This is a genomic window from Parabacteroides sp. AM08-6 (assembly GCF_003473295.1).
Lineage (GTDB): Bacteria > Bacteroidota > Bacteroidia > Bacteroidales > Tannerellaceae > Parabacteroides.
Genome location: NZ_QRMP01000001.1, coordinates 353,376 through 375,489, shown reverse-complemented (window position 1 = coordinate 375,489; position 22,114 = coordinate 353,376). Strand labels below are relative to the sequence as shown.

Sequence of the window (22,114 nt, the reverse complement as noted above, 5' to 3'; positions counted from 1 at the left end):
TTTGACATCTGAGCGTATAAAAAGAGAAGGAGAAAGATATAATAAAAAAGGATACCCGATTTCGGATACCCTTTTCAACTGTTTTTATAATGCAGTTAATTAATTTCTGGGAAGTGCTTCTTTCACTACCATCGGACGGCCTGCATATTCAGCTCCGTTTAATTCTTTAATGGCATTGATAGCTTCTGATTGCTCAGGCATTTCAATAAATGCAAAGCCTTTGGATCTTCTTGTGTCACGGTCGGTAATAAGTTTTACAGACTCAACTGTTCCATACTCTTCCATAACTTCTCTTAAATCTGATTCCCTAACATTATAGCTAAGGTTACCTACATACATGTTCATAAAATATAAATATAAAAAATTAATAATTCAACAATGAAATTTAGGAGGTTCTTAATCAGAGATGGAAATACTCAATATGGAAACTGAGAAGATACATGTAAGAATGAGAGCTAAATAAATCTCTTATTGTTTGTTGATGCAAAGGAAAGCATTCTATTTGGATAAAGTACTATGTTTATCCTTTATTCTCCGTTTATTATACTTTTTGCGTATAAAAGGTCAATACTTAACGGTTGTGGGCCTCAAATATTATTTGAATAGCACTGCCATATACTTGAAAGAACAGGGAATGAACATATTATGCCGATATATATGCTTACTTCGTGGAATGAAATAAGCATATATATGCAATACAAATAAGTATGACCCGGAAATTAAAACCATTTAATCTTTCTGAAAATACAGAAAGATAATGCGGACAGGGCAATAGATACACAAAAAATGATTGCAAAAGCATGTGGCATATCTTCCCCGTAAATAGGAACATTCATTCCATAAAAACTGGCAATCAATGTAGGTACCATCAATATAATAGATATGGAAGTCATACGTTTCATGATGATATTTACATTGTTGGAAATGATGGAGGCGAATGCATCCATTGTCCCGGTGAGAATATCGCTATAGATATTTACGGTCTGATGTGCTTGCTTTAATTCGGTTTCAACATCTTCGACCAACTCCTTATCCATATACATCGGGTCTTGAAAAATACTTTGTAATTTACTCAACATTACCTCATTGCCACGGATAGAAGTGTTGAAATAGACCATACTTTTTTCAAGTTTCATCAAACGTAACAAATCTTCGTTGCGAATACTTTTTTCGAGTGCCTTTTCTGCACGTCCTACTTCATTATTTATCTGTTTCAGGTATTTTAGAAACCAGACAGCCGATGAGTATATCAGGCGTAATATCAAATCGTACTTATGACGTACAACTAGTTCTTTACGTTGGGTATAGCGGATAAAATCGGGAATAAGTTCTGTCTGATAATAACAAACGGAAATAATAAGTTCGTTGTTAGTCATAATACCTATCGGGATAGTCGTGAACGGAATGCCTTGTTCTTTACTTTGCACCGGAATACGAATGATGGTAAGCAGCCAATTTCCCTCATACTCGATACGAGGACGTTCGTCGGTATCGGCAATGTCGCTTAAAAAAGATTCGGGAACATTCAATTCATTTATAAGATATTGGATATCGTCCGGTGTCGGGCATTCTACGTTTACCCAGCAGTTTGGAAGCCATTTGTCTTTTTCTACAAAACCGGCTTCACAATAAAGAAATTTTCTCATTATTGCCTCCTTTCGTTTTTTATACGTACAGAGGCCTTGCCGTTTCGCCCCTGCAGCGTTAATTATTACCTGTTTTTGTTTCTCGCGGAATACTGTCGTCCATAATTGAAATACTTTTTACGGCCGTAAAGGTAGAAAAAAGAAACGAATGCCAAATAAAAATAGTAATTTTGATGCCCGATAAGAATAAAACGAGAAAATGGCAGAAGGAACAAGAAATACTGGAAGAGGAAAGCAGAAAACGATTGTTGTACCTGATATGGGGCGGTTGCAACCACAAGCGCGTGAGTTGGAGGAAGCTGTATTAGGTGCTTTAATGCTGGAGAAAGATGCTTATTCCATTATTAGCGAGATATTGAAACCGGAGTGTTTTTATGAAAAAGCACATGAAATGATTTATGCGGCTATTGTCGATTTGGCAATCAGCCAGCGTCCGGTGGATATGCTTACCGTCACCGAACAGTTAAAAAAACGGGGAGAACTGGACCAGGTAGGTGGTCCGTTCTACATTTCACAACTGACCAGCAAAGTAGCCAGTAGTGCTCATATTGAGTACCATGCTCGTATTATTGCTCAAAAATACCTGGCACGCGAATTAATATCTTTCACAGCCATGATACAAGGAAAAGCGTTCGATGAAACAATTGACGTGGAAGACTTGATGCAGGAAGCCGAAGGTAAATTGTTTGAAATATCCCAGCGTAACGTAAAGAAAGATGTTACACAGATTAATCCGGTCATCAAAGACGCGATGGAAATGCTTCAAAAGGCTGCCAACCAAAAAGAAGGTCTGAGTGGTATTCGTTCCGGCTTTAATGGTTTGGATAAAATAACTTCCGGATGGCAGAATTCCGACTTGATTATTATTGCAGCCCGTCCGGCTATGGGTAAAACGGCATTTGTACTTTCAATGGCCAAGAATATGGCAGTGAATCATAATACACCTGTTGCTTTGTTTTCACTTGAAATGAGTAATGTTCAGTTGGTGAACCGTTTGATTGTCAACGTATGCGAAATTCCGGGTGAGAAAATTAAAAGTGGGCGACTGGAAAGTTATGAATGGGAACAATTGGACTTCAAAATAAAAGAATTATACGATGCTCCGATTTATGTAGATGATACCCCCAGTCTTTCGGTATTTGAATTACGAACCAAAGCTCGTCGTCTGGTTCGTGAGCATGGTATCAGATGTATTATTATCGACTACCTTCAGTTGATGAATGCAAGTGGAATGAATTTTGGTAGTCGTGAACAGGAAGTGAGTACTATTTCCCGCTCGTTAAAAGGATTAGCAAAAGAATTAAATATTCCGATTATTGCTTTGTCTCAGTTGAACCGTGGTGTGGAAAGTCGTCAGGGAGCAGAAGGAAAACGTCCGCAACTGGCCGATTTGCGTGAGTCCGGAGCCATCGAACAGGATGCGGATATGGTTTGTTTTATCCATCGTCCTGAATATTACAAAATTACGGAGGATGAACGAGGTAATTCATTAATCGGTTTAGCCGAAATTATTATCGCTAAACATCGTAACGGTGCAACGGGCGATGTACGTTTACGCTTCAAGAGTGATTTTGCGAAATTCATGAATATCGATGAAGATATGGCTGTCAAAGAATTTTCGTCTAACATGAATGATGGTTTGGATTCAATGGCTTCCATGCCGCCGATTCCTCCCGCAGGTGCTGACTTTCTGAGTCAGGGTAGTAGTAATGAAGTTCCGTTTTAGAATAAAAACGGAACTTCAAATCAGTATTTAGAAAGTATCAATGCTTTCTTTTTTTATTGTCCTCAATAGAAATCGGAATAATTTGATTTATAAGATTGATAACAATAAAATCTTATTATCCGTACTTCCCCATTCTGTCAATAATGTTCGTAAATCCTTGTATTCAGCAGGAGTATAAAGTTGTTTGCTCAGTTGGAGACTACGAGTGATTTTAGCTGTATTACCATCCTTTTCGATAGAATAGATTACTTGACCGGCAGCATTGGAAATTGTTTTGTTTACAGCAGGTGTACGCAATTCCATCCCTTCCGGAATATGAACGGTATACGTGTATTGTTCGTTGGCTTTACAAGGCATCCGTAAATTTTCTTTCCGTGTACTATTCATGCGACAGAAAGAACTGTTTGCTAAGGAAACAGGGGCATCCGGCAGGTTGACTAAAACATATCCGTTTTTCACCTTCAAAGATTGGCTGGAACTACCGGAAGCTTTATCTTCACTGAAATACGGACGTTGTGCATTTCCTGTTTGAGATGTGATTTGATTCTCTGCTTTTTCGGGTGTTAAAGTGATATCCACCTTATAATTAATATCGGTATCAGGAGCATCGAAGGTGAGTCTTTCTCCGTTTGCCAACTTGAAAGAGGGGACAATGTTTCCAAGAGAGCCAGCTGTCGCCATTCGTTTGGAAGTAGGAGTAAGCAAATACTCTTTTCCATCGGCTTGGGCAATGACAAATAATTCGCTAATGGCATTTAAGCCACAGCCTTTTTCTGCATTTACACGATACAAAGCAGCCGGTTCAGCTTGAATACCGGCAGCATTCAACAAGCCGGAAAGTATATTGATTTTCTCGGCAGCAGTACCATATGCCGTATTGATAACATCATCGACCGGACGCAGGCGAAAACCTGTTTCTGCAAGTGAGAGCTGGCTGTTGTCCAGATTGTTGATGACATAATCAAGAATGGCTTCCAACTTTTCCGTATCTTTGTTCTTGTTTTCACAGATACTTTCGGCTATTCCTTCCAATTGTGGGTCGTTTTGCGGATTAAACTGTTTGTATAAAGCATTCAATGCTTCTTTTTCCGATACGAATGTGGTTGCTGTAAAGAAGGGTATATCTCCATTCATGGCAGAAACAAACGGATTGCGTGAAGCTGCCGGAAGATTCTGTAAAGTCCATTTCATTGTTTTTGTTCCGTTTGAAACCTGCGTTGCCGGTTTGGCCTTATAGTTTTGTAGGGTATAGGACAATTGTACGGATTCCGGCAATACGATTGTATACGTATACTCCTTTACCGGTGAAGATTGTAACGGCTCATCGTATATGTCCAGTGCCGGCAGATAGCCGGGTTTAGTAAGGATAGAATAATCCAGATAAATAGTAGCACCTAATTCCAGTCCTGTGTGTACAACTACCATTTCTTTTAAATGATTATAAGCTGGAGCGTCTGCGGCACTATGTGGTAATACCTCAACAAATGCATTGTCAGGTGTTTTAATGATATTTCCGTCTTTCTGTTTCGTGTAAGAAGAGTGAATTTTCAATTCCTGATATTCCGGATTGTAAACGATGAAACTTTCACCGTAAGTTCCGTTCATAGCCGTATGCGTAAAGAGTGTCAATTCCATATTGCAACGATATTCCTGACTACCGTCGGCATTTAATGTGTACGTTTTAGCCAGTTTCTTATATTCGGCCTCCGAAGCGGCAAATGCCGATGTTGCCATCAGCAAGAGGCAAATGAGGAGCGTGGATTTGTTTATTTTGTTCATTATTTTCATTGTCTTTTTTAGAAGTGGTCATTATTTTTTGATTACCAAATAATCTTCGAAGCTTTTATGCGCATTGACTGCGGAACGGAAACCATCCCAATCGGTGGCCTCGTAAACACGTTTCTTGAGAGCTAGCTTCTGGTGGAGTACTACCTTGTTGCCATCTTGACGGAGAGAACCTTCAAAATCGGCCGCATTACTCTCTGTGTTATCGTTTCTATCGGCATTTACCAGAGTATATCCGGAAGGAAGCTGAATACTTTCGTCCAGTTCTACCAACCGGGAACAAGCATCTTTAAAACCATACCGGCGATCTTCCAGTTCCGTATTAATGCGCAGATAGCTTTTTACCTGATTGTACAGATTGTTCATAACCAAGGGCTTGAATAGCATTTCCTTTTCTCCGGGAATAGCGTATTCCGGAATTTCATAGCGAAATGTCATTTTGATAGGAGCTGCTTGGTAGTCTTTCGGATTTTTCCCGTAATCCACGCTAATCAGACGGGCTTTGGGGGAAACGGCAAGTAACTGGTTTTCCAGCATGTTTTGCCATGTAGACTGCCAGCCACGAGTGAATATTCCCCGGATATTACTGTCGGATTGTCCTTCGGCCGTGATAGTGAATTGCCCCGTCAATGTACCTTTCGCATCCAGTTTGTTGACAGCATTGATACGTACATAATGGTTCTCGGGAGCGGAGACCGGTGTCAGGCAAAGGTCTGAACCTTCGGGAACCCCCGGCAGGTAATTCTGCTGTTGTTCGGCACTGCTCCATAGTTCACGGCAAAAAGGAACCCAGGTCGGATCAAGTGGCATATAGGTCCCGCTGGAAAGTTTTACTACGGCAACGCAATGGTTGAAATGGTCGGCAGGAATGCTTTCTACACGGCTTCCGGCCATAGTCATGGCGGGATAAGCCTCGAAACCGGCCATACGCAGGAAAGATATTAATGTCCCGGCAATATCTTTACAGACACCGCAACGGTCGGTATAATTCATTTTTGTGTTGTGGAGGGTATAACCTTCACCTTTTCCCATCGAGATACCGGAGTAACGGATATTGTCGGCAACCCAATGGGTGAGAACGGCAATCTTTTCCATCTCGCTTTTTTTCCCTTTTATCAGCTCATCCACTTTTTTCTGTGCTTCGGGTAGTGAAGCAAAACTTCCATAATCTTCATTTACTTTATTAAACCACAGTGATTTATCCTGCCATTTCGGTGTACTGGACATCATTAATTTAGGAGCTGCGTCAAAAAGGTCGACCATATTCGGTTCACGTTTAGCCGGCATGATGTCTGTGCTCACAAACGTATAGGCCTTTCGTCCGTCTTCATAACGCATGGAAGAGGTACATTCACCCTGATAGAACTGGAACTGCATCTCTTTTTCCATGGGAATGGATACTTTATAGACTTTACGGATGGTCGGTTCGGTTGCCCAAAAAGGAACAATATCATAGAATTGTCCGCGCATGGGAGGGATAAAACGTGATTCATCCTCACCGTCACCAGCCAACAGAGCATAAGTAAAACCTTTTTTATCGATTTGATAGTCGATAATATCTCCAGGCTCCAACGGACCGACTTCCATCATGATTTGCCGTGCTCCCCAATAGATGGCACGTGCCGGAGCCGCATAATCGTATTGTTGAGTGATATCCAGATTATGTACATCGCCATTGGCTTTATAAAGTGTGACCCGGTGAAATTCCGCATGAGCTGTCAGCGGGTCGTAATCGTATTTAAGAACACGGTTCGCGAGTGCCCCTTTCGGTGTCATTATTTTAATGATTTTGCAAACAGCAAACGAACCGGAGCCGGTAGATTGTACATTGACATGGGTACTATCCAGCAAGTTCACACAGTCGTAACCTGCATAAGTCTCCGGATGTTGTAATGTCGGATCCGGAGCAAACTGACAACTTTCCCGGCTTTGTCCATACGTGGAGGTCAAAGTCAGGAATGATAAAATAGTGATAGATATAAACTTCATATATATAGCGTTTTATGATATTTTATTTAATATACTTATTGCCAATTCCCGGCAAGCGACCCGGTTTGTTTTACCGTTACCTGTCATGGGAATGGCATTGACTTCCCAGACATATTTCGGACGCTGATATTTGGGTAGAAAATCGAAGTGCTTACATTCAACGGTTGTATCTGCTTGTATCAGCTGACTGCATGCATCTGTTTCTTGTTTATTTTTTTCTATTAATAAAACAACCCTTTCTCCGAATTTCGTATCTGGAATTGATGTTATTGCAAAGTTAACAGAAATAACGGGACGCAATAGCGCTTCCACGCTTTCTATTTGTATTTTTATTCCTCCGCTGTTGATGATATTGTCTTTTCGACCGAGAATACGGAAACGACCATCGGGGAGCAAACAGGCTATGTCGTTTGTTTCCAGTATTTCATCACAAATAAGTGGAGCGTTTATTACCAGCGTATCTTCTTTGGACAGAGAAAGCCGGACGGAAGAAAACGGGTGATACCACGGAGAAGCATCCGGTCCGTTTAGCCGGCGGAGGGCAATATGGGAGAGCGTTTCCGTCATGCCGTAAGTAGAGTAAATCGTATTAGGTAATTCCTTTATATTTTCTTCCAAGGCTGTATCGATGGCACCTCCTCCGATAATCAAAATGTCTGTCCGGCAAAGTCGTTCCCTTTCCTCCGGTATTTGCAGCGTATTATATACCTGAAGTGGAATCATGGCGGCAAAACGGAGTTGTGTCTCTATATCTGCAAGTGGATGACCGGATGGTTCTCGCACAATAAGGTCGAGACCGGCATACAGGGAACGTACTACCATCATTTTTCCGGCAATATATCGAAGCGGCATACAGAGCAGGGCTTTGTCGCCTTTTTTTAATCCCAGATACTCGCAAGTAAGACGGGCACTTTGCAGCATTTGGTCTTTACGGACTTTCATCTGCTTGGGTGTGCCTGTCGAGCCGGAAGTCTGCACTTCTATATAGGGTGAATCATTTTGCCATTCGGCAAGAAATGTTTGTAGTTCTTCTTCTATGGGTGACATAAAGATGTTGCAAAAAGAATTATTTAGTTTTGTCCTTTAATTAAACATTGTACCAAAGGCAGTCTTTCCGTATTTCCAGCGGCATCTCTATATTGTCCGTAAAGAGTGCACCGGTTCCTAATCCTTGTGGCAAAGAGTTCTCAAATGTAGCACACCATTGTGCGATAGCATTCAGGCCGATGTTCGATTCCAATGCGGAAGTTATCCACCAACCAATCCCTTGTAATCCGGCTTCTGCAATCCATTCGTTTCCACCACTGACACCTCCGTGAAGAGACGGTTTCAGGATAATATATTGGGGATGGATGGCAGATATCAATGCTTTTTTCCCTTCAACCGTATTACAACCGATTAATTCCTCGTCGAGTGCTATCGGCAGTGGAGTAGAAGCGGTGAGACGTGCCATTTCTTCCCATTGTCCGGCACGGATTGGCTGTTCGATGGAATGCAGGTCAAGTTCAGCCAGCCGTTTCAGTTTGTCCATTGCATCAGTAGGCGGGAAGGCTCCATTGGCATCCACTCGCAATTCGACTTCTTTTGCTGAAAAATGTGCGCGTATATGACGGAGCAAAGCCAATTCTTCATCAAAGTTGATTGCACCTATTTTCAGTTTGATACAACGGAAACCGGCCTGCATCTTCTTCTCTATCTGTTCCAGCATTTTCCGGTAATCACCCATCCAAATAAGACCGTTGATGGGTATTCCTTTTTCACCACGGGAAAAAGGAGTTTCCCATAAGGCAAAACTATTTCTTTCGTAATGGCGGAATGCTGTTTCCAATCCGAAAAGGATAGAGGGATAAGGGCGCAAACTTTCGGTATCCAATGTCCCTTCCCGTTCAACTTTGCGGCAGGATTGTTCCAGTATCTTTTCATAGTCTGGTAAATCATCGCAACTCAGATTGGGTAAAGGAGCACATTCGCCGATACCTATCCGTCCGGGTTCTTCTTCTGATGTCAAATGCAGATACCAGCATTTACGCAAGGTATAGATACCTCGCGAAGTTCCGGCCGGCTGTTTGAAATGCAGAACTTTGGGAATGATTCGAAGTTTATAGTGGAGGATTGACATCTTTTACGGAAACTTAGGATAGTCCTCGAATCTCGGTCTGCGTTTTTCCAGGAAGGCTTTTCCTCCTTCTTGTGCTTCGTCAGTCATATAATAAAGCATCGTGGCATCACCGGCCAGTTCCTGAATACCTGCCTGGCCGTCCAATTCCGCATTCAGGCCGGCTTTAATCATGCGGAGTGCCAACGGGCTGAGCAACATCATCTCTTCGGACCACTGCACATATTCGTCTTCCAGTTTTTCCAAAGGAACCACTTTATTTACCAATCCCATATCCAGAGCTTCCTGTGCATTGTATTTGCGGCAGAGAAACCATATTTCACGTGCTTTTTTCTGGCCGACGATACGAGCAAGGTATGATGAACCGAAACCTGCGTCAAAGCTACCTACACGCGGCCCTGTCTGACCGAATATCGCATTTTCGGAAGCAATTGTCAAGTCGCATACAACATGCAACACATGTCCGCCGCCAATGGCGAAACCGTTTACCGCCGCAATTACCGGCTTCGGAAGAGAACGGATTTGCTTTTGTACGTCCAATACATTCAGCCGTGCCACACCGTCTTTACCTACATAACCGCCATGACCTTTTACATTCATATCCCCTCCCGCGCAAAATGCCACATCTCCGGCTCCGGTCAGAACGACAATGTTGATATCCTGACGTTCCCGGCAAATGTAAAGCGCGTCACTCATTTCGGTAGTAGTGGTGGGAGTAAAGGCATTACGGTAACGTTCGCGGTTGATTGTGATGCGGGCGATACCTTTATAGAAATCAAATATAATATCTTCGTATTGTTTGATAGGAGTCCATTCTCTCTTTGTTTCCATATCTCTTTATTTTGGTGATTGTTTTAATAAATTCCGTATTTTATCTTTCAACTCAGGTGTCGGTACCTTTGGATAGTTCAGGAAAGCAATGACAAAATTGTCTGCCAATATCTCTTCCGGCTGGATAATGTAGCCGGTATTCCTTCCAACTTTTTCATAAAAATCCGAGACTTTCTCCAACGGATAGACGATTGTCTTTCCGTTTTCTTGTATCGGCTTTAATTGTTCGTCCAGCGGAACCATGCCAATGGTAATGTAATGAAAGAATTTCCCGGTTGTATAGGGCCTGTTGGCATATAGAACCATTGCGCATTTTTGTTGTTTTCCATCGATGGTAAATGTTGCATAGCTGTCGAAGCGTTCGGAATCCGGATTGGAAATACGCATGTCCCACAAATCTTTCGGATATTCCAATTCTTCGGGAGTGACAGTGAAACCGATTGTTTCATACATCTTTTTTTTGAATTCCGGATTGTTACGTGTCAATACGTGGAATGTTTCATGTAGAAGCAATGTTTGCCGGATATCTCCTCCCATCAGAACGATAAAGTTCTTGCGTGTATATCCTCCGGCTTCTCCTTCATCTTTCAGAGTCGATTTGACCAAGATGATTTCTTTCGGGAATTGAAGGTGGTATTGATGTTTCCGTATGGAATCGTTGATGGCCGTCCTTAACTGGTCGATTTGCGTTTTTTCTTTGTCTGTCCAGTCACGTACTTCCTCCGTCATCAGTTTCATCAAATCTTCCTTTTTACCTTCCGGATTTTCCAGCCTGGAAGCAATATCGAAAGGACTCCGATTGCGTATATAATGATCCTCTACAACCAGTAATTTTCTGGCTTCTTCGGCAGTAGCCAAGCGATAGTTGACTGTGTCGGACCAAGTATTCGTTTCTGTAATGGCCAATATCTTCTGAGATTTATTTTGACATGAAAGGAACAATAGTATAAAGCTGACTGTGCAAATAACATTTCTCATGGTTCTCTCATTTTTTTAATTGGTGATAATATTCTTTTAATAACCGTACATCCTCGTCTTTATCCGTGAATACCTCCATCAACATAGGTTGTGCGAATGGCTCCGGTTGTATAAATGTTTTCATAGCCTCAGTCAGTTCTTCTTCATTATGGACGGCGGAATATGCAAATCCTCGTTCCGTAGCCCAACCTTTGGCTGAAGTATGATGACTGGCTGTCACAAATCTATGTGATTTATCCGACATATCCAGTCCCGGCAATGCTTGAAATATTTCTCCTCCACCATTGTTAAGCAGCAGGATACGCAGATTGCAACCATAATTACTGTTCCAAAGTGCGTTCATATCGTAGAAAAAGCTCAAATCACCCAATACGACGAAGTTTAGTTTATCCGAACAGACCGAATAACCGATAGCGGTGGAAAGAGAACCTTCGATACCACTTGTTCCCCGGTTACAACAAACTTCCACACCATCCGGCAGATTGTATAACTGTGCATAACGAACAGTCGAACTATTACCCAAATGCAGCGCACAAGGAGTCGGAAGCGATTTGAGCAACATTCCGATAGTACCCATTTCGGAGTAGGGGAACTCCGGTAGTGGAAGCTCACGTGCATTATTTTCCCAAAGTCTTGGAAATTCAGTCGGCTTATTCTCCAGCAGATAAGCTATTTTTTCAAGAAACTCGAAAGGGTCCATTTCTATAACGGTTGTCAGCGAACCATAGAGATCTGCAATCTCACCATCCAGAGATACATGCCAATGTTCGCGGGGCGGATGCTGTCTGAGGAATGTTTTAAGCCGTTTCGACACGATATGTCCACCGTATGTAATAACCAGTTCGGGAACCATCTTTTCTTTTGTATTTTCCGGCAACGCATAAAGGGCTGCATCGAAATTTTTTATCGGTATGCCAGGAACTGTCTTATTACCGGTATGTTCCGTCAGCCAGGTGAAATGTTTGTATAGAAGTTTGGCATATTTTCTTTCGAACAGATAAATCAGGCTCATTTGTCCGGCGATAATCATCCGTTTGTTGTATTTGTTCAGCCGTTCAATTAGTTCGTTGTATTCGCGGTCATATACATTCAGCCCCTGATAACGGGTAATGACACGAACTTCAGGCAATTTTTCCGTGGTGAACCGGAATAAAGGTTCGGAGATGGGTACATTGATATGTACCGGGCCTTTGCCGTGATGGTTCAATTCGAGTAATGCTTCATTTATCAGACGATTGCAATACCATTCATCCTCGTCCGTATGGATTTCGGGCAAGTTAACGGATTTTTTCACCAATGTTCCGAATACATTCGGCTGTGGCAAAGTCTGTCCGTCCATTTGTCCGATCCAAGCCCCCGGACGGTCAGCCGATATGACCACCAATGATGTTTTCTGATAGAAAGCTTCCGATACCGCCGGATGAATATTCAGCAATGCACTTCCCGACGTACAACACACGGCAGCCGGTTGTCCGCCATGCAGGGCAAGGCCAATCGCAAAAAAAGCGGCACTCCGCTCGTCCGTCATCGGATAGCAAGTAAAAAACGGATGATTGGCCAATGTATGTACAATCGGCGCATTCCGGCTTCCGGGACATAATACGACTTTTTTTACGTTATGTGCTTTAAGCAGAGCAACGAGTTGAAGTATGTTTCTTTTGTCTGAATACATATCGTATAGAATAATTTATTGTTGACGATTTTTAATCTTCCAGGTTCCAAGCCCTGTCCGGATAATTATCCAAGCAAAGATACAAGATAAATCTCGAATGCTCATATTCGCTTCAGTGAAAATGTGGGATAGCAGGAGAAACTCCCTCGTCCATAGGAACGATATTCACTACTTCTTGTGTTTTACCAACATAATCACCGGATTGGAATCCTCCTCCAATGTTGCAGCTATTTCTTTTAGTTTGCCTTTCAGCTTTCCTTTTTTATAGTCCTTGCGAAGATCGAAAGCATTTATAGAAGACCATGATTCGCCTTTTTGATTTATAGGAGTGAGGGCAACCAGATAGATTTCTTTTTTATAAGAATAATCACCATTGTATATGATATACCTAAAAAAATCCTTTTCCTGTGTATCGTACACAAAGTACGTTTTCGGAAAACCTTCTTCTTTACTAAAATCATATACATTCTTTATGCTTTCCATGAAATAATAACGATTGGAAACCAACTTTAAAATCAAAAAAACTTCCGGATACATGGTGTGGACAGGTGGTGTTCGCGCAATAAATGGACGTAAACTGTAATCGGGCATTAAAGTATATATAGTATCTGACGATGGCTCTAATAGTATCCAATTACCATTAAATGGAGTTATTCTGCTATAATTTCCTGGTCCGGCAGCTTTTGTTCCCTTTTCACTTCTTAAGATTTGTAAAAATATCTTCTTCTCTTTAAATGGGGTTTTAATCTCTTTGGTTATACTCCCGTCTTGCTTCGATACGAGCAGGAATGGTATCTCTTCATTGCATTCATCGTAACAAATCAGATTCTCTTTGTCATAATTAAATATTTCCCAATAAAACTGGGTATCGCCATCCTCTTTTTGTTTAATACTTCGTTTAAAATGTCCTTCCAAATCATAAACCTTTATTTTTTTAGCAAAATGATCGTTTATAAACATTTCATTGTTTTCTTCATCCAATGTAACACCTCTACAAGATATGTATTCTTCTCCCCCTTGCCCTTTACGATTTATCTTACGGATGGCTTTCCCAGTCCGGTCATACACAAAAATATCACCATCATTCCTATAGTTTGTTACTAATATGACTTCTTTGCCTACAGCTTGCACAAAGCCTTGATTAACAAACTCATCGTTTGTTTCCAATGGAATATACTCCACATCCATAAACTCCTGAAGTATCAATTCTTTTTTGGAAGAAGGAGTTTTCGTAATATCAACTATAATGATATCATCTGTTGGTTGTTTATTCCCTCCACATCCTGGCATTATTATTGCTAAGATAAATATCCAAATTGTATTTATCCATTTAATGTTTGATAATTTGTAATTTTTCATATAGCTTGTATGTTCGTTTATTTCTTGTGTTTCACCAACATAATCACCGGATTGGCTTCTTCGTCCAATGTTGCAGCTATTTCTTTTAATTTTCCTTTTAGTTCTCCTTTTTCATAGGCTTCCACAAGTCTGGGAGCATCTAGGTTTTGCCATGATTCGATTTCGTGATTGACAGGTCTCAACATATTCATGTATATTTCCTGTTGGGTCGTATAGTCGCCATTGTACACTCTGTATTCAAAAAAGTTCTTTTCTTGCTTGTCGTACATGAAAAAAGTTCTCGGGAATCCTGATTTTGCATTCCAGTCATATACATTTTTTATGGCTTCCATAAAGATATAACGGTCGGAAAACAGCCTTAACAAAAGAAAAATACCAGGCTCCATCGATTGAATGGGCGGAGTTCTGACAAGGGATGGGCGCAAACTGTAGTCCGGTAATAATGTATAAACGGTATCGGATGAAAGTTCTGATAGCATCCAATTCCCTTTATAAGGTATTATAGTACGATGTGGGCCGGGACTTGTCGTATAAATAATATCTCCATCTTGTAATTGTTGCTGCAACATTATCTTCTTTTTATATGGGATTTTAATGTCTTTGACAATACTTCCATCCTGTTTGGATATAAGGACAAATGGAATCTCTTCATTGTATTCATCATAGCAAATCAGATTGTCTTTGTCGTAATTGAAAACGTCGGTATAAAATATAGAGCCGCCACCTTCTTTATGCTTGAAGTTTCGTTTAAAGTTTCCATATAAGTCATATACAACGATTTTCTTTGCGTAAATATCATTTATATACATCTCTCCCTTATCTTCGTCCAAGATAATGTTATAAATATATATATACTCTTCACCTCCTTGACCTTTACGGTTTATCTTTCTCAAGGCTTTTCCCGTTCGGTCATAGACAAAAATATCCCCGTCATCGTTCCTGTTTTTTACTAATATGACATCTTTACCTACAGCCTGTACAACACCTTGGTTAAGAAAATCATCTTTTGTCTCCAGCGGGATATATTCCACATCCATGAAGTCCTGAAGAATCAGATCCTTCTTGGAAGAAGGAGTTTTCGTTACGTCAACTGTGATGAGATCATCTGTTGTTTGCTTGTTCTCTTCGCATCCGGCTATCATTATAGCTAAGATAAATGCCAAAATTGTATTCGTGTGTTTCATAATTGATAATTTATAATTCTTTATTTGATGTTTAATGGAAAATTAATCTCTTATTATAAATCTTCGGAGCTATGGGATAGCCCTTTCAATTTGTAAATGAGCAAATGTTTCTCAGGCTCGTCGCATGTTTCAGGTCCATATAATGTAAAGGTCTTTTCATCTACAGCAAAGTAAACCGGAAGCTTTCCTTTCAAATGGTATCTGGTAATCGGATTCCCGTTTAAATCATATACTTCAAGAAAATTACCCTTAGAAGAAAGAGTGCGTTGCTTGTCCGATGGTGTTCCTACAAATAGCGTATAAAAATAATGCTTGCCTAAATAACTGCAGACATAACTAAAATTCACTTCTCCTTGATTTTTGGAGTCAATATACGTGGGATTTTCAAATTTAAACTGTACCTTATTAATAAGGTTAAACTTGAAATCCATAAAATCAATCTGTTTTTTATATCCATAACAGAATATGACACGGCTATCATTGGCATACACACGTTTCATGTCTATATCAGCATAATAATCTACTGTATAAGGGGTTAAGCCGGAAGTTGCACTCATCGCATCTGCAATGTATAACGAATCTTTTATGAAGACGGCTTCGTCAATGGTGTTTTTCAACGTATCGCAAGCATGTTTATGAATATGAGAAAGACTGTCGGTTTGCGGCAGCATCTTTTGAAGAATTAGAAAAGGAGGTTTCACCTCTATTTTTACAGGGTTATTAATGTCTTGTAAAGGCTTTTTTTCAGGGGTTAAAGTTGCTTCGTGAGGAAAAGAGGGGTCAGGAGAATTGCATGCAGTCATTAAACTGCATAATACAAGAAGCAAATATGGAAATGACATAACTCTTTTCATGGTACTTCAGCATTTGGACGGCAATATAGGTATTTTCTGTGGAAAAATGTCCTAAACAGAAAATAAAATACTTATACACTAAAATGGCATTACCGGAAGTTCCCAACCGGTACGATAATCATGCTTAATCAATTCTGATGCAAATTCATTAGCACTAATAGGAGCTGACATTTTGGGCATCCTTGTGTTTCACCAACATAATCACCGGATTGGAATCCTCATCCAATGTTGCAGCAATTTCTTTTAGTTTGCCTTTCAATTCTCCTTTCTTGTAAGATTCAACAAGTTGGTAGGCTTCTAAACGTTGCCATAATTCATTTTCGTAATCTACCGGTCTCAAAATGTTCATGTATATTTCTTTTTTTACTGAATAGTCTCCATTATAAACACGATATTCAAAAAAGTCCTTTTCTCGATTATCATACATAAAAAATGTTTGGGGAAACCCTTCTCCTTTCTCAAAGTCGTACACATTTTTGAAAGTTTCCATAAAATAATAACGATTGGATAATAACCTTAAAACCAGCATGATTTCTGGATTCATAGATTGAACGGATGGAGTCCTTACGATAAAAGGACGCAAATCATGATTCGGTGAGAGTGCATATATAGTATCAGAGGAAAGTTCCAACAACAACTTATTGCCATTAAATGGGATTATTGTATGATAAGGAGTAGGACCTACTGAAATCACACTATTTTCTTCTTTGTTTATTAAAAATTTCATCGCAATCTTAGTCTCTTTAACCGGAATTTCAATCTTTTTGGTAATACTCCCATCTTGTTTGGATATAAGAACAAAAGCTCTCTTTTTATTGTATTCATCAAAACAAATCAAATTATTTTTGTCATAATTATTAATATCGGAGTAAAGCATCCCATTCGTATTTTCCTTATATTGAAAACTTCTTTTAAAGTTTCCGAACAAATCATATACCATGAATTTTTTTGTATAATGACAATGAACATACATTTCATTATTATCTTCATCCAAAATAATATCAGTGATACATGTGTATTCTTCACCTCCTTGTCCCTTACGTTTTATCTTTCGTAAAGCTTTCCCTGTCCTGTCATAAACAAAAATGTTCCCATCATAAACACCTCGGTTTGTCACCAATATGAGATGTTCACCTATATCTCTTATATAACCTTGATTAATAAACTCATCGTTTGTTTCCAACGGAATATACTCCACATCCATAAAGTCCTGAAGTATCAATTCTTTTTTGGAAGAAGGAGTTTTCGTAATGTCAACCATGATGATATCATCTGTTGATTGTTTATTACCTCCACATCCTGGTATTATTAACAGGATGACTATTAAATTAAAAAATGCTCGTTTTAACGCTAACATTTGTTTCATATACTTCCCTTTTAATATTACGTTTACTGCTTATAAATAGTCGCACATTCACTTAATGACAGAGATAATGCTGATTTGTCGTTTATCAATAAGGCAATATCTTCACCTTTTTTATAGAATTCAATTGCTCTTTGCCAGTCTTTTTGCATTCCGTAAGCTCTTCCTATATAATATAGTGCTTTCGCATAATGTAGCGGATTTTTTATTTTTCCAAAATACTCAACCGCTATATTAATCACAGAATCAGACATGCACTTCACGTAATTTTTATTTTGCGCTTGCGTCACTAACAAGCACCAAGTAGCATATTCTTCTATAGGTAACTTTTCCGGGGAAGGTATTGTTTCCAACAATATTTGTGCACTGTCCGGATGTTCCTTCATCAAATTCTTTGCTTGCAAAAGGGGCTGCTGCCGAGATTCTGTCCGGTGACAAGCTAATAGAGTAAATAAAGTAATCCCCAACAATATGGAAGCAAGTATTTTCATGGTGTCTCAGCATTTGGACGGCAATATAGGTATTTTCTGTGGAAAACGTCCTAAAGCACCAATATTTTTTCCCTATCTTTTGTTGATTTGTTGCCTACATTTTTACTGGCTGATAATTATCGGCCAGGTGGCTCATAACCGTCAGCCAGGTGGCTCATAATTATCAGCCAGCTGGCCGACGGTTATCAACATTAAAATAGCTGCCATGAAAATTGCAAATACGTCGGTAGTGAATCGGGGAAAGATTGGGATGGATTTTATGTGGTTACAGCTTTATTTTCTCCAAGTCGTCCGGGACATCTAATTGTTTTGCCAGTTTGCCGGCATCCAAGACAGTACTGTGATGCTTTTCGTATGGTTTGAAAATTTCTTTTTCTGCATAAAGGCAAAAAGCTCAGATAGAAGCCAATCGCAAGGAACGACATACTTTCTGCAAACTTCATTATATGGTTCGTCACCGAGGCAAACCAGTACTTGTCCGTCGGGGAGGAGTGCGCGGAAACTGAATTGTTTCTGTTGTCCATTCTTGAATATTTTCATTTATATTATGCTGCAAAAATAATAAATTCCCATATTTGCAAAATAAGAAAAAGAATGAGCAAGTATGAATAATTTATCTTTTCATATCACGGATATTGCCGGAAACAGCGTACGTGCCGGGGCTTCCGATATCGAAATATCGATTGAAGAAAAGGTTGACCGTATAATGATACGTGTTTCTGATGATGGTTGCGGGATGGATAAAGAAACATTGGCGAGGGTTACAAATCCTTTTTATACCACCCGTACTACCCGCAAAGTGGGGTTGGGGCTTCCTTTTCTGATACAAAATGCCGAACAGACAGGCGGAACGGTTTCGATTCAGTCTGAACCGGGGAAGGGAACGATAGTGACAGCTTGTTTTAATGCCTCTCATATCGATTGTCCGCCGTGGGGGGATTTACCTGAAACGATTGCACTCCTAATCTCCGGTAATCCGGAAATAAATCTCCGTTTTTCCTATTTGTCTGATGACTATTCGTATGCAATCAGTACGGAGGCTGTCCGGGAAGTGATGTACGGAATACCGGTAAGCCATCCGAAAGTCATGTTATTGCTGAAAGAGATGATAAGCGGGAATATTGGGAAATAAGTTGTCAGGATTTTTTGTGTCCGGTTTTTTCTTCGTAATATTTATATCGTTCCATGACCTCACGTACATAATTATATGTTTCCGAACCGCGTAAGTATCCGTGTTTACAAACCGGATCGTTGTAGTATACCGGATCATTCTTCAGGCGAATATATTCGGCTACATTATCGTCCCATACATTCGGGTTTTTCCCATATTTCTCGGCCAGGCGCTGGGCATCATAAATATGCCCGATACCAGCGTTGTAGGCGGCCAGTGTAAATTTAATCTTTTCTGTCGGGTCTGTCACTTTGTTGAAACCCTGACGAAACCGTCGCAGGCAGTCCACACCGGTACGGATACCGGTGTCCGGGTCTTTCAATTCGTGGGGGGTGACGCCCAATGCCTTGGCCGTATTTGGCATGATGCCCATCAGTCCTTCTGCTCCGGCCCACGATACGACATTCGGATTGAAGCGTGATTCCTGATAGCCTATGGATGCTAACAGTTGCCAGTCCCAACCGATATTTTTAGCATGTTTACGGAATAAGTCATCGTAAGGAGAAATATGTCCGTTTTTTATTTCCGGCATCTCGATACTGAAAGGCTGTTTACTCAGTTCGAAATATCTTTTCGTGACAGCTTTGTAGACGTGTGTCCCGGCTTTATCGGAAACCCAGGTATTGATAGCTTCAGCCAGCTTGGGGCTGGTCTTGCGTACCACCCAGGAAGAACGTTGCAGGAAACTTATTTTTAAGGCCACGTTGATATTCCAGAAATAAGTTTTGTTCAGGCGTGCGATGTTTTCATCGCTGACTGTATAAAGGATTTGACCTTGCGAAACCATGCCAATCAAATCTTCGGTTGTAATAGAATCCTGTTCTACCTCATGGATTTTGATGCCGCCGCCCAGTTCGGTGTCCAGGTTTTTCAACCGCTCGAAATACTTGGTTCCGGGTTTTACATAAACCTCTTTATCAATCAGCTGCGTTACATCCTTAATAATGGTATCGCCTTTATTGGCCTGTTGAACCAAAACCTGGCAATCTTGCTCTTCGCGTCCGCAATAAAGAACCCGGTCTTTCAGTTTGGTGTTGATTTGGATGGGGTAGGCCACGACATCAGCTTCTCCGGCTTCGAGCATTTCTATCAGGCGAGTCGGGTTTTCTGCGACTTTAATGTTTAATTTCAGGCCTTCCGAACGTGCAAAGTCTTTAATCAAATCATATTCGTACCCCATAGGCTGCATCTTATATTGGAAGTATGAAGTTGAGCTGTAAAGGGTCACGGCCGTGATTTCGCCTGCTGCTTTCAGTTGGGGCAAGTCCATTGTCACATCATCCCTTTCCCGGGTTTCCTTTTTATGGGGGGTACAACCGGATAAAAGAAGAAACAGCAGAAAGAAAGGGATGATGTTCTTATTCATTTTGATAGCTTTTTATGCTTTTGTTTTCATCTTATTTCTTTTGAAGCAGGACGACGTTCTCCACATGATGCGTATGGGGGAACATGTCTACCGGTTGAACCTTCCTTACCGCATATTTTACACTCAACAGACTTAAGTCGCGAGCTTGGGTAGCCGGGTTGCAGCTTACGTAAACGATGCGTTCAGGCTCGGCAAACAGGAGCGTATTGATTACATCATCGTGCATGCCGGCACGTGGAGGGTCCGTGATAATAACATCCGGACGACCATGTTGGTTGATAAAGTCTTGTGTCAGGATATCTTTCATATCTCCGGCATAAAACAAGGTGTTCTCAATATTATTCAGGGCGGAATTGACTTTCGCATCTTCAATGGCTTCGGGTACATATTCGATGCCGATTACTTTTTTGGCTTGACGGGACACGAAATTGGCAATTGTTCCGGTTCCGGTATACAGGTCGTACACCATTTCCTTTCCGGTCAATCCCGCAAATTCGCGGGCTACTTTATATAATTCGTAAGCCTGCTCGCTGTTTGTCTGATAGAAAGATTTCGGGCCGACCTTAAACTTCAATCCTTCCATCTCTTCTATTATATGGTCTTTGCCACAGAATGTCAATACTTCCTGGTCCGTAATCGTATCATTGCATTTTTCGTTGATTACATATAATAAAGAGGTGATTTCCGGGAATTGTCCGGCCACATGCGAAAGGAGGGCTTCACGACGTTCTTTGTCTTCATAGAAAAACACGACGACAATCATCAAATCACCGGTAGATGCCGTACGGACCATCAGAGTACGGACAAAACCTTCCTGATTGCGCAGGTCGAAAAACGGATAACCTTCGTGCGTGAGGCAATATTCCTTGATACATAGCCGGATACGATTCGAAATATCGTTTTGCAGCCAGCATTTATTTATATCCAGCACTTTGTCGAACATGCCTGGTATATGGAAACCGACTCCGTTCATACAGTCGAATTTGGCTCCCGATTTGACTTCGTCTTCCGTCAACCATTTCTTATTGGAAAAAGTAAACTCCAACTTGTTCCGGTAGAATGTCGTATGTTCGGAACCTTTAATAGGAAGAATTTCTTCCATTTCGATTTTCCCGATACGTGTCAGGTTATCTATCACCTGCTTCTGCTTGTGCCGGATTTGCGCCTCATAAGGCAGATGTTGCCATTTGCAACCGCCGCAAACACCGAAATGTTCACAAAAAGGAGTTGTTCGTTCGGGAGAATATTCATGGAAGTAAACGGCTTTACCTTCGGCATAACTGTGTTTCTTACGGGTTAACTGAATGTCCACTACATCACCCGGAGCTACATAGGGAACAAATACTACCATATCGTTCACTCTTGCGATAGCCTTGCCTTCGGCGGCCACATCCGTTATCGTTACCTTTTCCAATAAAGGTAATTGCTTTTTATTTCTTGCCAATGTCGTTGATATTTAAATTTTTGTGAGGCAAAAATACAGACAATTCTTTTAAATAAAAAATGTTTGCCGGGTAGAGGAGGAGAGTTGCCTGTGGGAAAGGAGAATCAAGGAGCGGGAGTTTCCGGGAAAAATCGTTGTT

Annotated in this window: 18 protein-coding genes and 1 pseudogene; 2 read left to right on the top strand and 17 right to left on the bottom strand. The window is 40.7% G+C overall.

The window, feature by feature from the left end; translation table 11 throughout:
* Positions 1-99: 99 nt before the first annotated feature.
* Together DW103_RS01465 and DW103_RS01460 are read right to left on the bottom strand one after the other, a co-directional pair.
* Entirely contained in the window at positions 100-345 is a 246-nt protein-coding gene (locus DW103_RS01465) for an RNA-binding protein (RefSeq protein WP_122273883.1), read from the bottom strand.
* A gap of 374 nt (positions 346-719) precedes the next feature.
* A complete protein-coding gene (locus DW103_RS01460; protein ID WP_122273882.1) occupies positions 720-1,646 on the bottom strand; it encodes a magnesium transporter CorA family protein in 927 nt (308 codons plus the stop codon).
* A 199-nt stretch (positions 1,647-1,845) separates the two neighbouring features.
* Here DW103_RS01460 and dnaB point away from each other — a divergent pair, with 199 nt between their 5' ends.
* Positions 1,846-3,372, top strand: coding sequence for a replicative DNA helicase (dnaB, locus tag DW103_RS01455; RefSeq protein ID WP_122273881.1), 1,527 nt, complete (start codon positions 1,846-1,848; stop codon positions 3,370-3,372).
* 87 nt (positions 3,373-3,459) lie between these two features.
* Here the strand turns inward: dnaB and DW103_RS01450 are convergent, their stop codons facing one another.
* The 13 genes and pseudogenes from DW103_RS01450 to DW103_RS01385 form a co-directional block, all read right to left on the bottom strand.
* Positions 3,460-5,151 (bottom strand): DUF3857 domain-containing protein, encoded by a 1,692-nt coding sequence (locus DW103_RS01450; protein WP_233545580.1) that lies wholly within the window; start codon positions 5,149-5,151, stop codon positions 3,460-3,462.
* 30 nt (positions 5,152-5,181) lie between these two features.
* Positions 5,182-7,146 (bottom strand): DUF3857 domain-containing protein, encoded by a 1,965-nt coding sequence (locus tag DW103_RS01445; protein ID WP_122273880.1) that lies wholly within the window; start codon positions 7,144-7,146, stop codon positions 5,182-5,184.
* Positions 7,147-7,158: 12 nt separating this feature from the next.
* Entirely contained in the window at positions 7,159-8,193 is a 1,035-nt protein-coding gene (locus DW103_RS01440; RefSeq protein WP_122273879.1) for an AMP-binding protein, read from the bottom strand.
* Positions 8,194-8,233: 40 nt separating this feature from the next.
* The gene (locus DW103_RS01435) at positions 8,234-9,265 is read right to left on the bottom strand and encodes an o-succinylbenzoate synthase (RefSeq protein WP_122273878.1); all 1,032 of its coding nucleotides are present in this window, start codon (positions 9,263-9,265) and stop codon (positions 8,234-8,236) included.
* Between the two features lie 3 nt (positions 9,266-9,268).
* Positions 9,269-10,093, bottom strand: coding sequence for a 1,4-dihydroxy-2-naphthoyl-CoA synthase (gene menB / locus DW103_RS01430; protein WP_122273877.1), 825 nt, complete (start codon positions 10,091-10,093; stop codon positions 9,269-9,271).
* A gap of 6 nt (positions 10,094-10,099) precedes the next feature.
* The gene (locus DW103_RS01425) at positions 10,100-11,071 is read right to left on the bottom strand and encodes a hypothetical protein (RefSeq protein ID WP_147381160.1); all 972 of its coding nucleotides are present in this window, start codon (positions 11,069-11,071) and stop codon (positions 10,100-10,102) included.
* Between the two features lie 7 nt (positions 11,072-11,078).
* The gene (gene menD, locus DW103_RS01420; protein WP_122273875.1) at positions 11,079-12,743 is read right to left on the bottom strand and encodes a 2-succinyl-5-enolpyruvyl-6-hydroxy-3-cyclohexene-1-carboxylic-acid synthase; all 1,665 of its coding nucleotides are present in this window, start codon (positions 12,741-12,743) and stop codon (positions 11,079-11,081) included.
* A gap of 168 nt (positions 12,744-12,911) precedes the next feature.
* Positions 12,912-14,033: a 6-bladed beta-propeller gene (locus DW103_RS01415; RefSeq protein ID WP_122273874.1), complete on the bottom strand. Its 1,122-nt coding sequence runs from the start codon at positions 14,031-14,033 to the stop codon at positions 12,912-12,914.
* A gap of 86 nt (positions 14,034-14,119) precedes the next feature.
* A complete protein-coding gene (locus DW103_RS01410; protein ID WP_122273873.1) occupies positions 14,120-15,286 on the bottom strand; it encodes a 6-bladed beta-propeller in 1,167 nt (388 codons plus the stop codon).
* Between the two features lie 53 nt (positions 15,287-15,339).
* A complete protein-coding gene (locus DW103_RS01405; RefSeq protein ID WP_147381159.1) occupies positions 15,340-16,140 on the bottom strand; it encodes a hypothetical protein in 801 nt (266 codons plus the stop codon).
* Between the two features lie 154 nt (positions 16,141-16,294).
* Positions 16,295-17,506 (bottom strand): 6-bladed beta-propeller, encoded by a 1,212-nt coding sequence (locus DW103_RS01395; protein WP_233545579.1) that lies wholly within the window; start codon positions 17,504-17,506, stop codon positions 16,295-16,297.
* A gap of 23 nt (positions 17,507-17,529) precedes the next feature.
* Positions 17,530-17,994 carry a tetratricopeptide repeat protein gene (locus DW103_RS01390; protein ID WP_122273870.1) on the bottom strand — a complete coding sequence of 155 codons (465 nt, stop codon included), beginning with the start codon at positions 17,992-17,994 and terminating at the stop codon, positions 17,530-17,532.
* 295 nt (positions 17,995-18,289) lie between these two features.
* A pseudogene (locus DW103_RS01385) lies at positions 18,290-18,513 on the bottom strand (MBL fold metallo-hydrolase); the annotation flags it as partial.
* An 85-nt stretch (positions 18,514-18,598) separates the two neighbouring features.
* Between DW103_RS01385 and DW103_RS01380 the strand changes: the two are divergent.
* A complete protein-coding gene (locus DW103_RS01380) occupies positions 18,599-19,126 on the top strand; it encodes a sensor histidine kinase (protein ID WP_122273869.1) in 528 nt (175 codons plus the stop codon).
* Between the two features lie 4 nt (positions 19,127-19,130).
* On the opposite strand, the gene DW103_RS01375 is transcribed toward DW103_RS01380, so the two are convergent.
* A complete protein-coding gene (locus DW103_RS01375) occupies positions 19,131-20,531 on the bottom strand; it encodes a transglycosylase SLT domain-containing protein (protein WP_122273868.1) in 1,401 nt (466 codons plus the stop codon).
* A gap of 31 nt (positions 20,532-20,562) precedes the next feature.
* Positions 20,563-21,975, bottom strand: coding sequence for a 23S rRNA (uracil(1939)-C(5))-methyltransferase RlmD (gene rlmD, locus DW103_RS01370; RefSeq protein WP_122273867.1), 1,413 nt, complete (start codon positions 21,973-21,975; stop codon positions 20,563-20,565).
* Positions 21,976-22,114 lie beyond the last annotated feature (139 nt).

What these genes read in the sequence shown, in the direction of transcription:
- DW103_RS01465 (WP_122273883.1), bottom strand. Translation starts at nt 345, where the DNA reads ATGAACATGTATGTAGGTAACCTTAGCTATAATGTTAGGGAATCAGAT.
- DW103_RS01460 (WP_122273882.1), bottom strand. Translation starts at nt 1,646, where the DNA reads ATGAGAAAATTTCTTTATTGTGAAGCCGGTTTTGTAGAAAAAGACAAA.
- dnaB (WP_122273881.1), top strand. Translation starts at nt 1,846, where the DNA reads ATGGCAGAAGGAACAAGAAATACTGGAAGAGGAAAGCAGAAAACGATT.
- DW103_RS01450 (WP_233545580.1), bottom strand. Translation starts at nt 5,151, where the DNA reads ATGAACAAAATAAACAAATCCACGCTCCTCATTTGCCTCTTGCTGATG.
- DW103_RS01445 (WP_122273880.1), bottom strand. Translation starts at nt 7,146, where the DNA reads ATGAAGTTTATATCTATCACTATTTTATCATTCCTGACTTTGACCTCC.
- DW103_RS01440 (WP_122273879.1), bottom strand. Translation starts at nt 8,193, where the DNA reads ATGTCACCCATAGAAGAAGAACTACAAACATTTCTTGCCGAATGGCAA.
- DW103_RS01435 (WP_122273878.1), bottom strand. Translation starts at nt 9,265, where the DNA reads ATGTCAATCCTCCACTATAAACTTCGAATCATTCCCAAAGTTCTGCAT.
- menB (WP_122273877.1), bottom strand. Translation starts at nt 10,093, where the DNA reads ATGGAAACAAAGAGAGAATGGACTCCTATCAAACAATACGAAGATATT.
- DW103_RS01425 (WP_147381160.1), bottom strand. Translation starts at nt 11,071, where the DNA reads ATGAGAAATGTTATTTGCACAGTCAGCTTTATACTATTGTTCCTTTCA.
- menD (WP_122273875.1), bottom strand. Translation starts at nt 12,743, where the DNA reads ATGTATTCAGACAAAAGAAACATACTTCAACTCGTTGCTCTGCTTAAA.
- DW103_RS01415 (WP_122273874.1), bottom strand. Translation starts at nt 14,033, where the DNA reads ATGCCAGGATGTGGAGGGAATAAACAACCAACAGATGATATCATTATA.
- DW103_RS01410 (WP_122273873.1), bottom strand. Translation starts at nt 15,286, where the DNA reads ATGAAACACACGAATACAATTTTGGCATTTATCTTAGCTATAATGATA.
- DW103_RS01405 (WP_147381159.1), bottom strand. Translation starts at nt 16,140, where the DNA reads ATGAAAAGAGTTATGTCATTTCCATATTTGCTTCTTGTATTATGCAGT.
- DW103_RS01395 (WP_233545579.1), bottom strand. Translation starts at nt 17,506, where the DNA reads ATGAAACAAATGTTAGCGTTAAAACGAGCATTTTTTAATTTAATAGTC.
- DW103_RS01390 (WP_122273870.1), bottom strand. Translation starts at nt 17,994, where the DNA reads ATGAAAATACTTGCTTCCATATTGTTGGGGATTACTTTATTTACTCTA.
- DW103_RS01380 (WP_122273869.1), top strand. Translation starts at nt 18,599, where the DNA reads ATGAATAATTTATCTTTTCATATCACGGATATTGCCGGAAACAGCGTA.
- DW103_RS01375 (WP_122273868.1), bottom strand. Translation starts at nt 20,531, where the DNA reads ATGAATAAGAACATCATCCCTTTCTTTCTGCTGTTTCTTCTTTTATCC.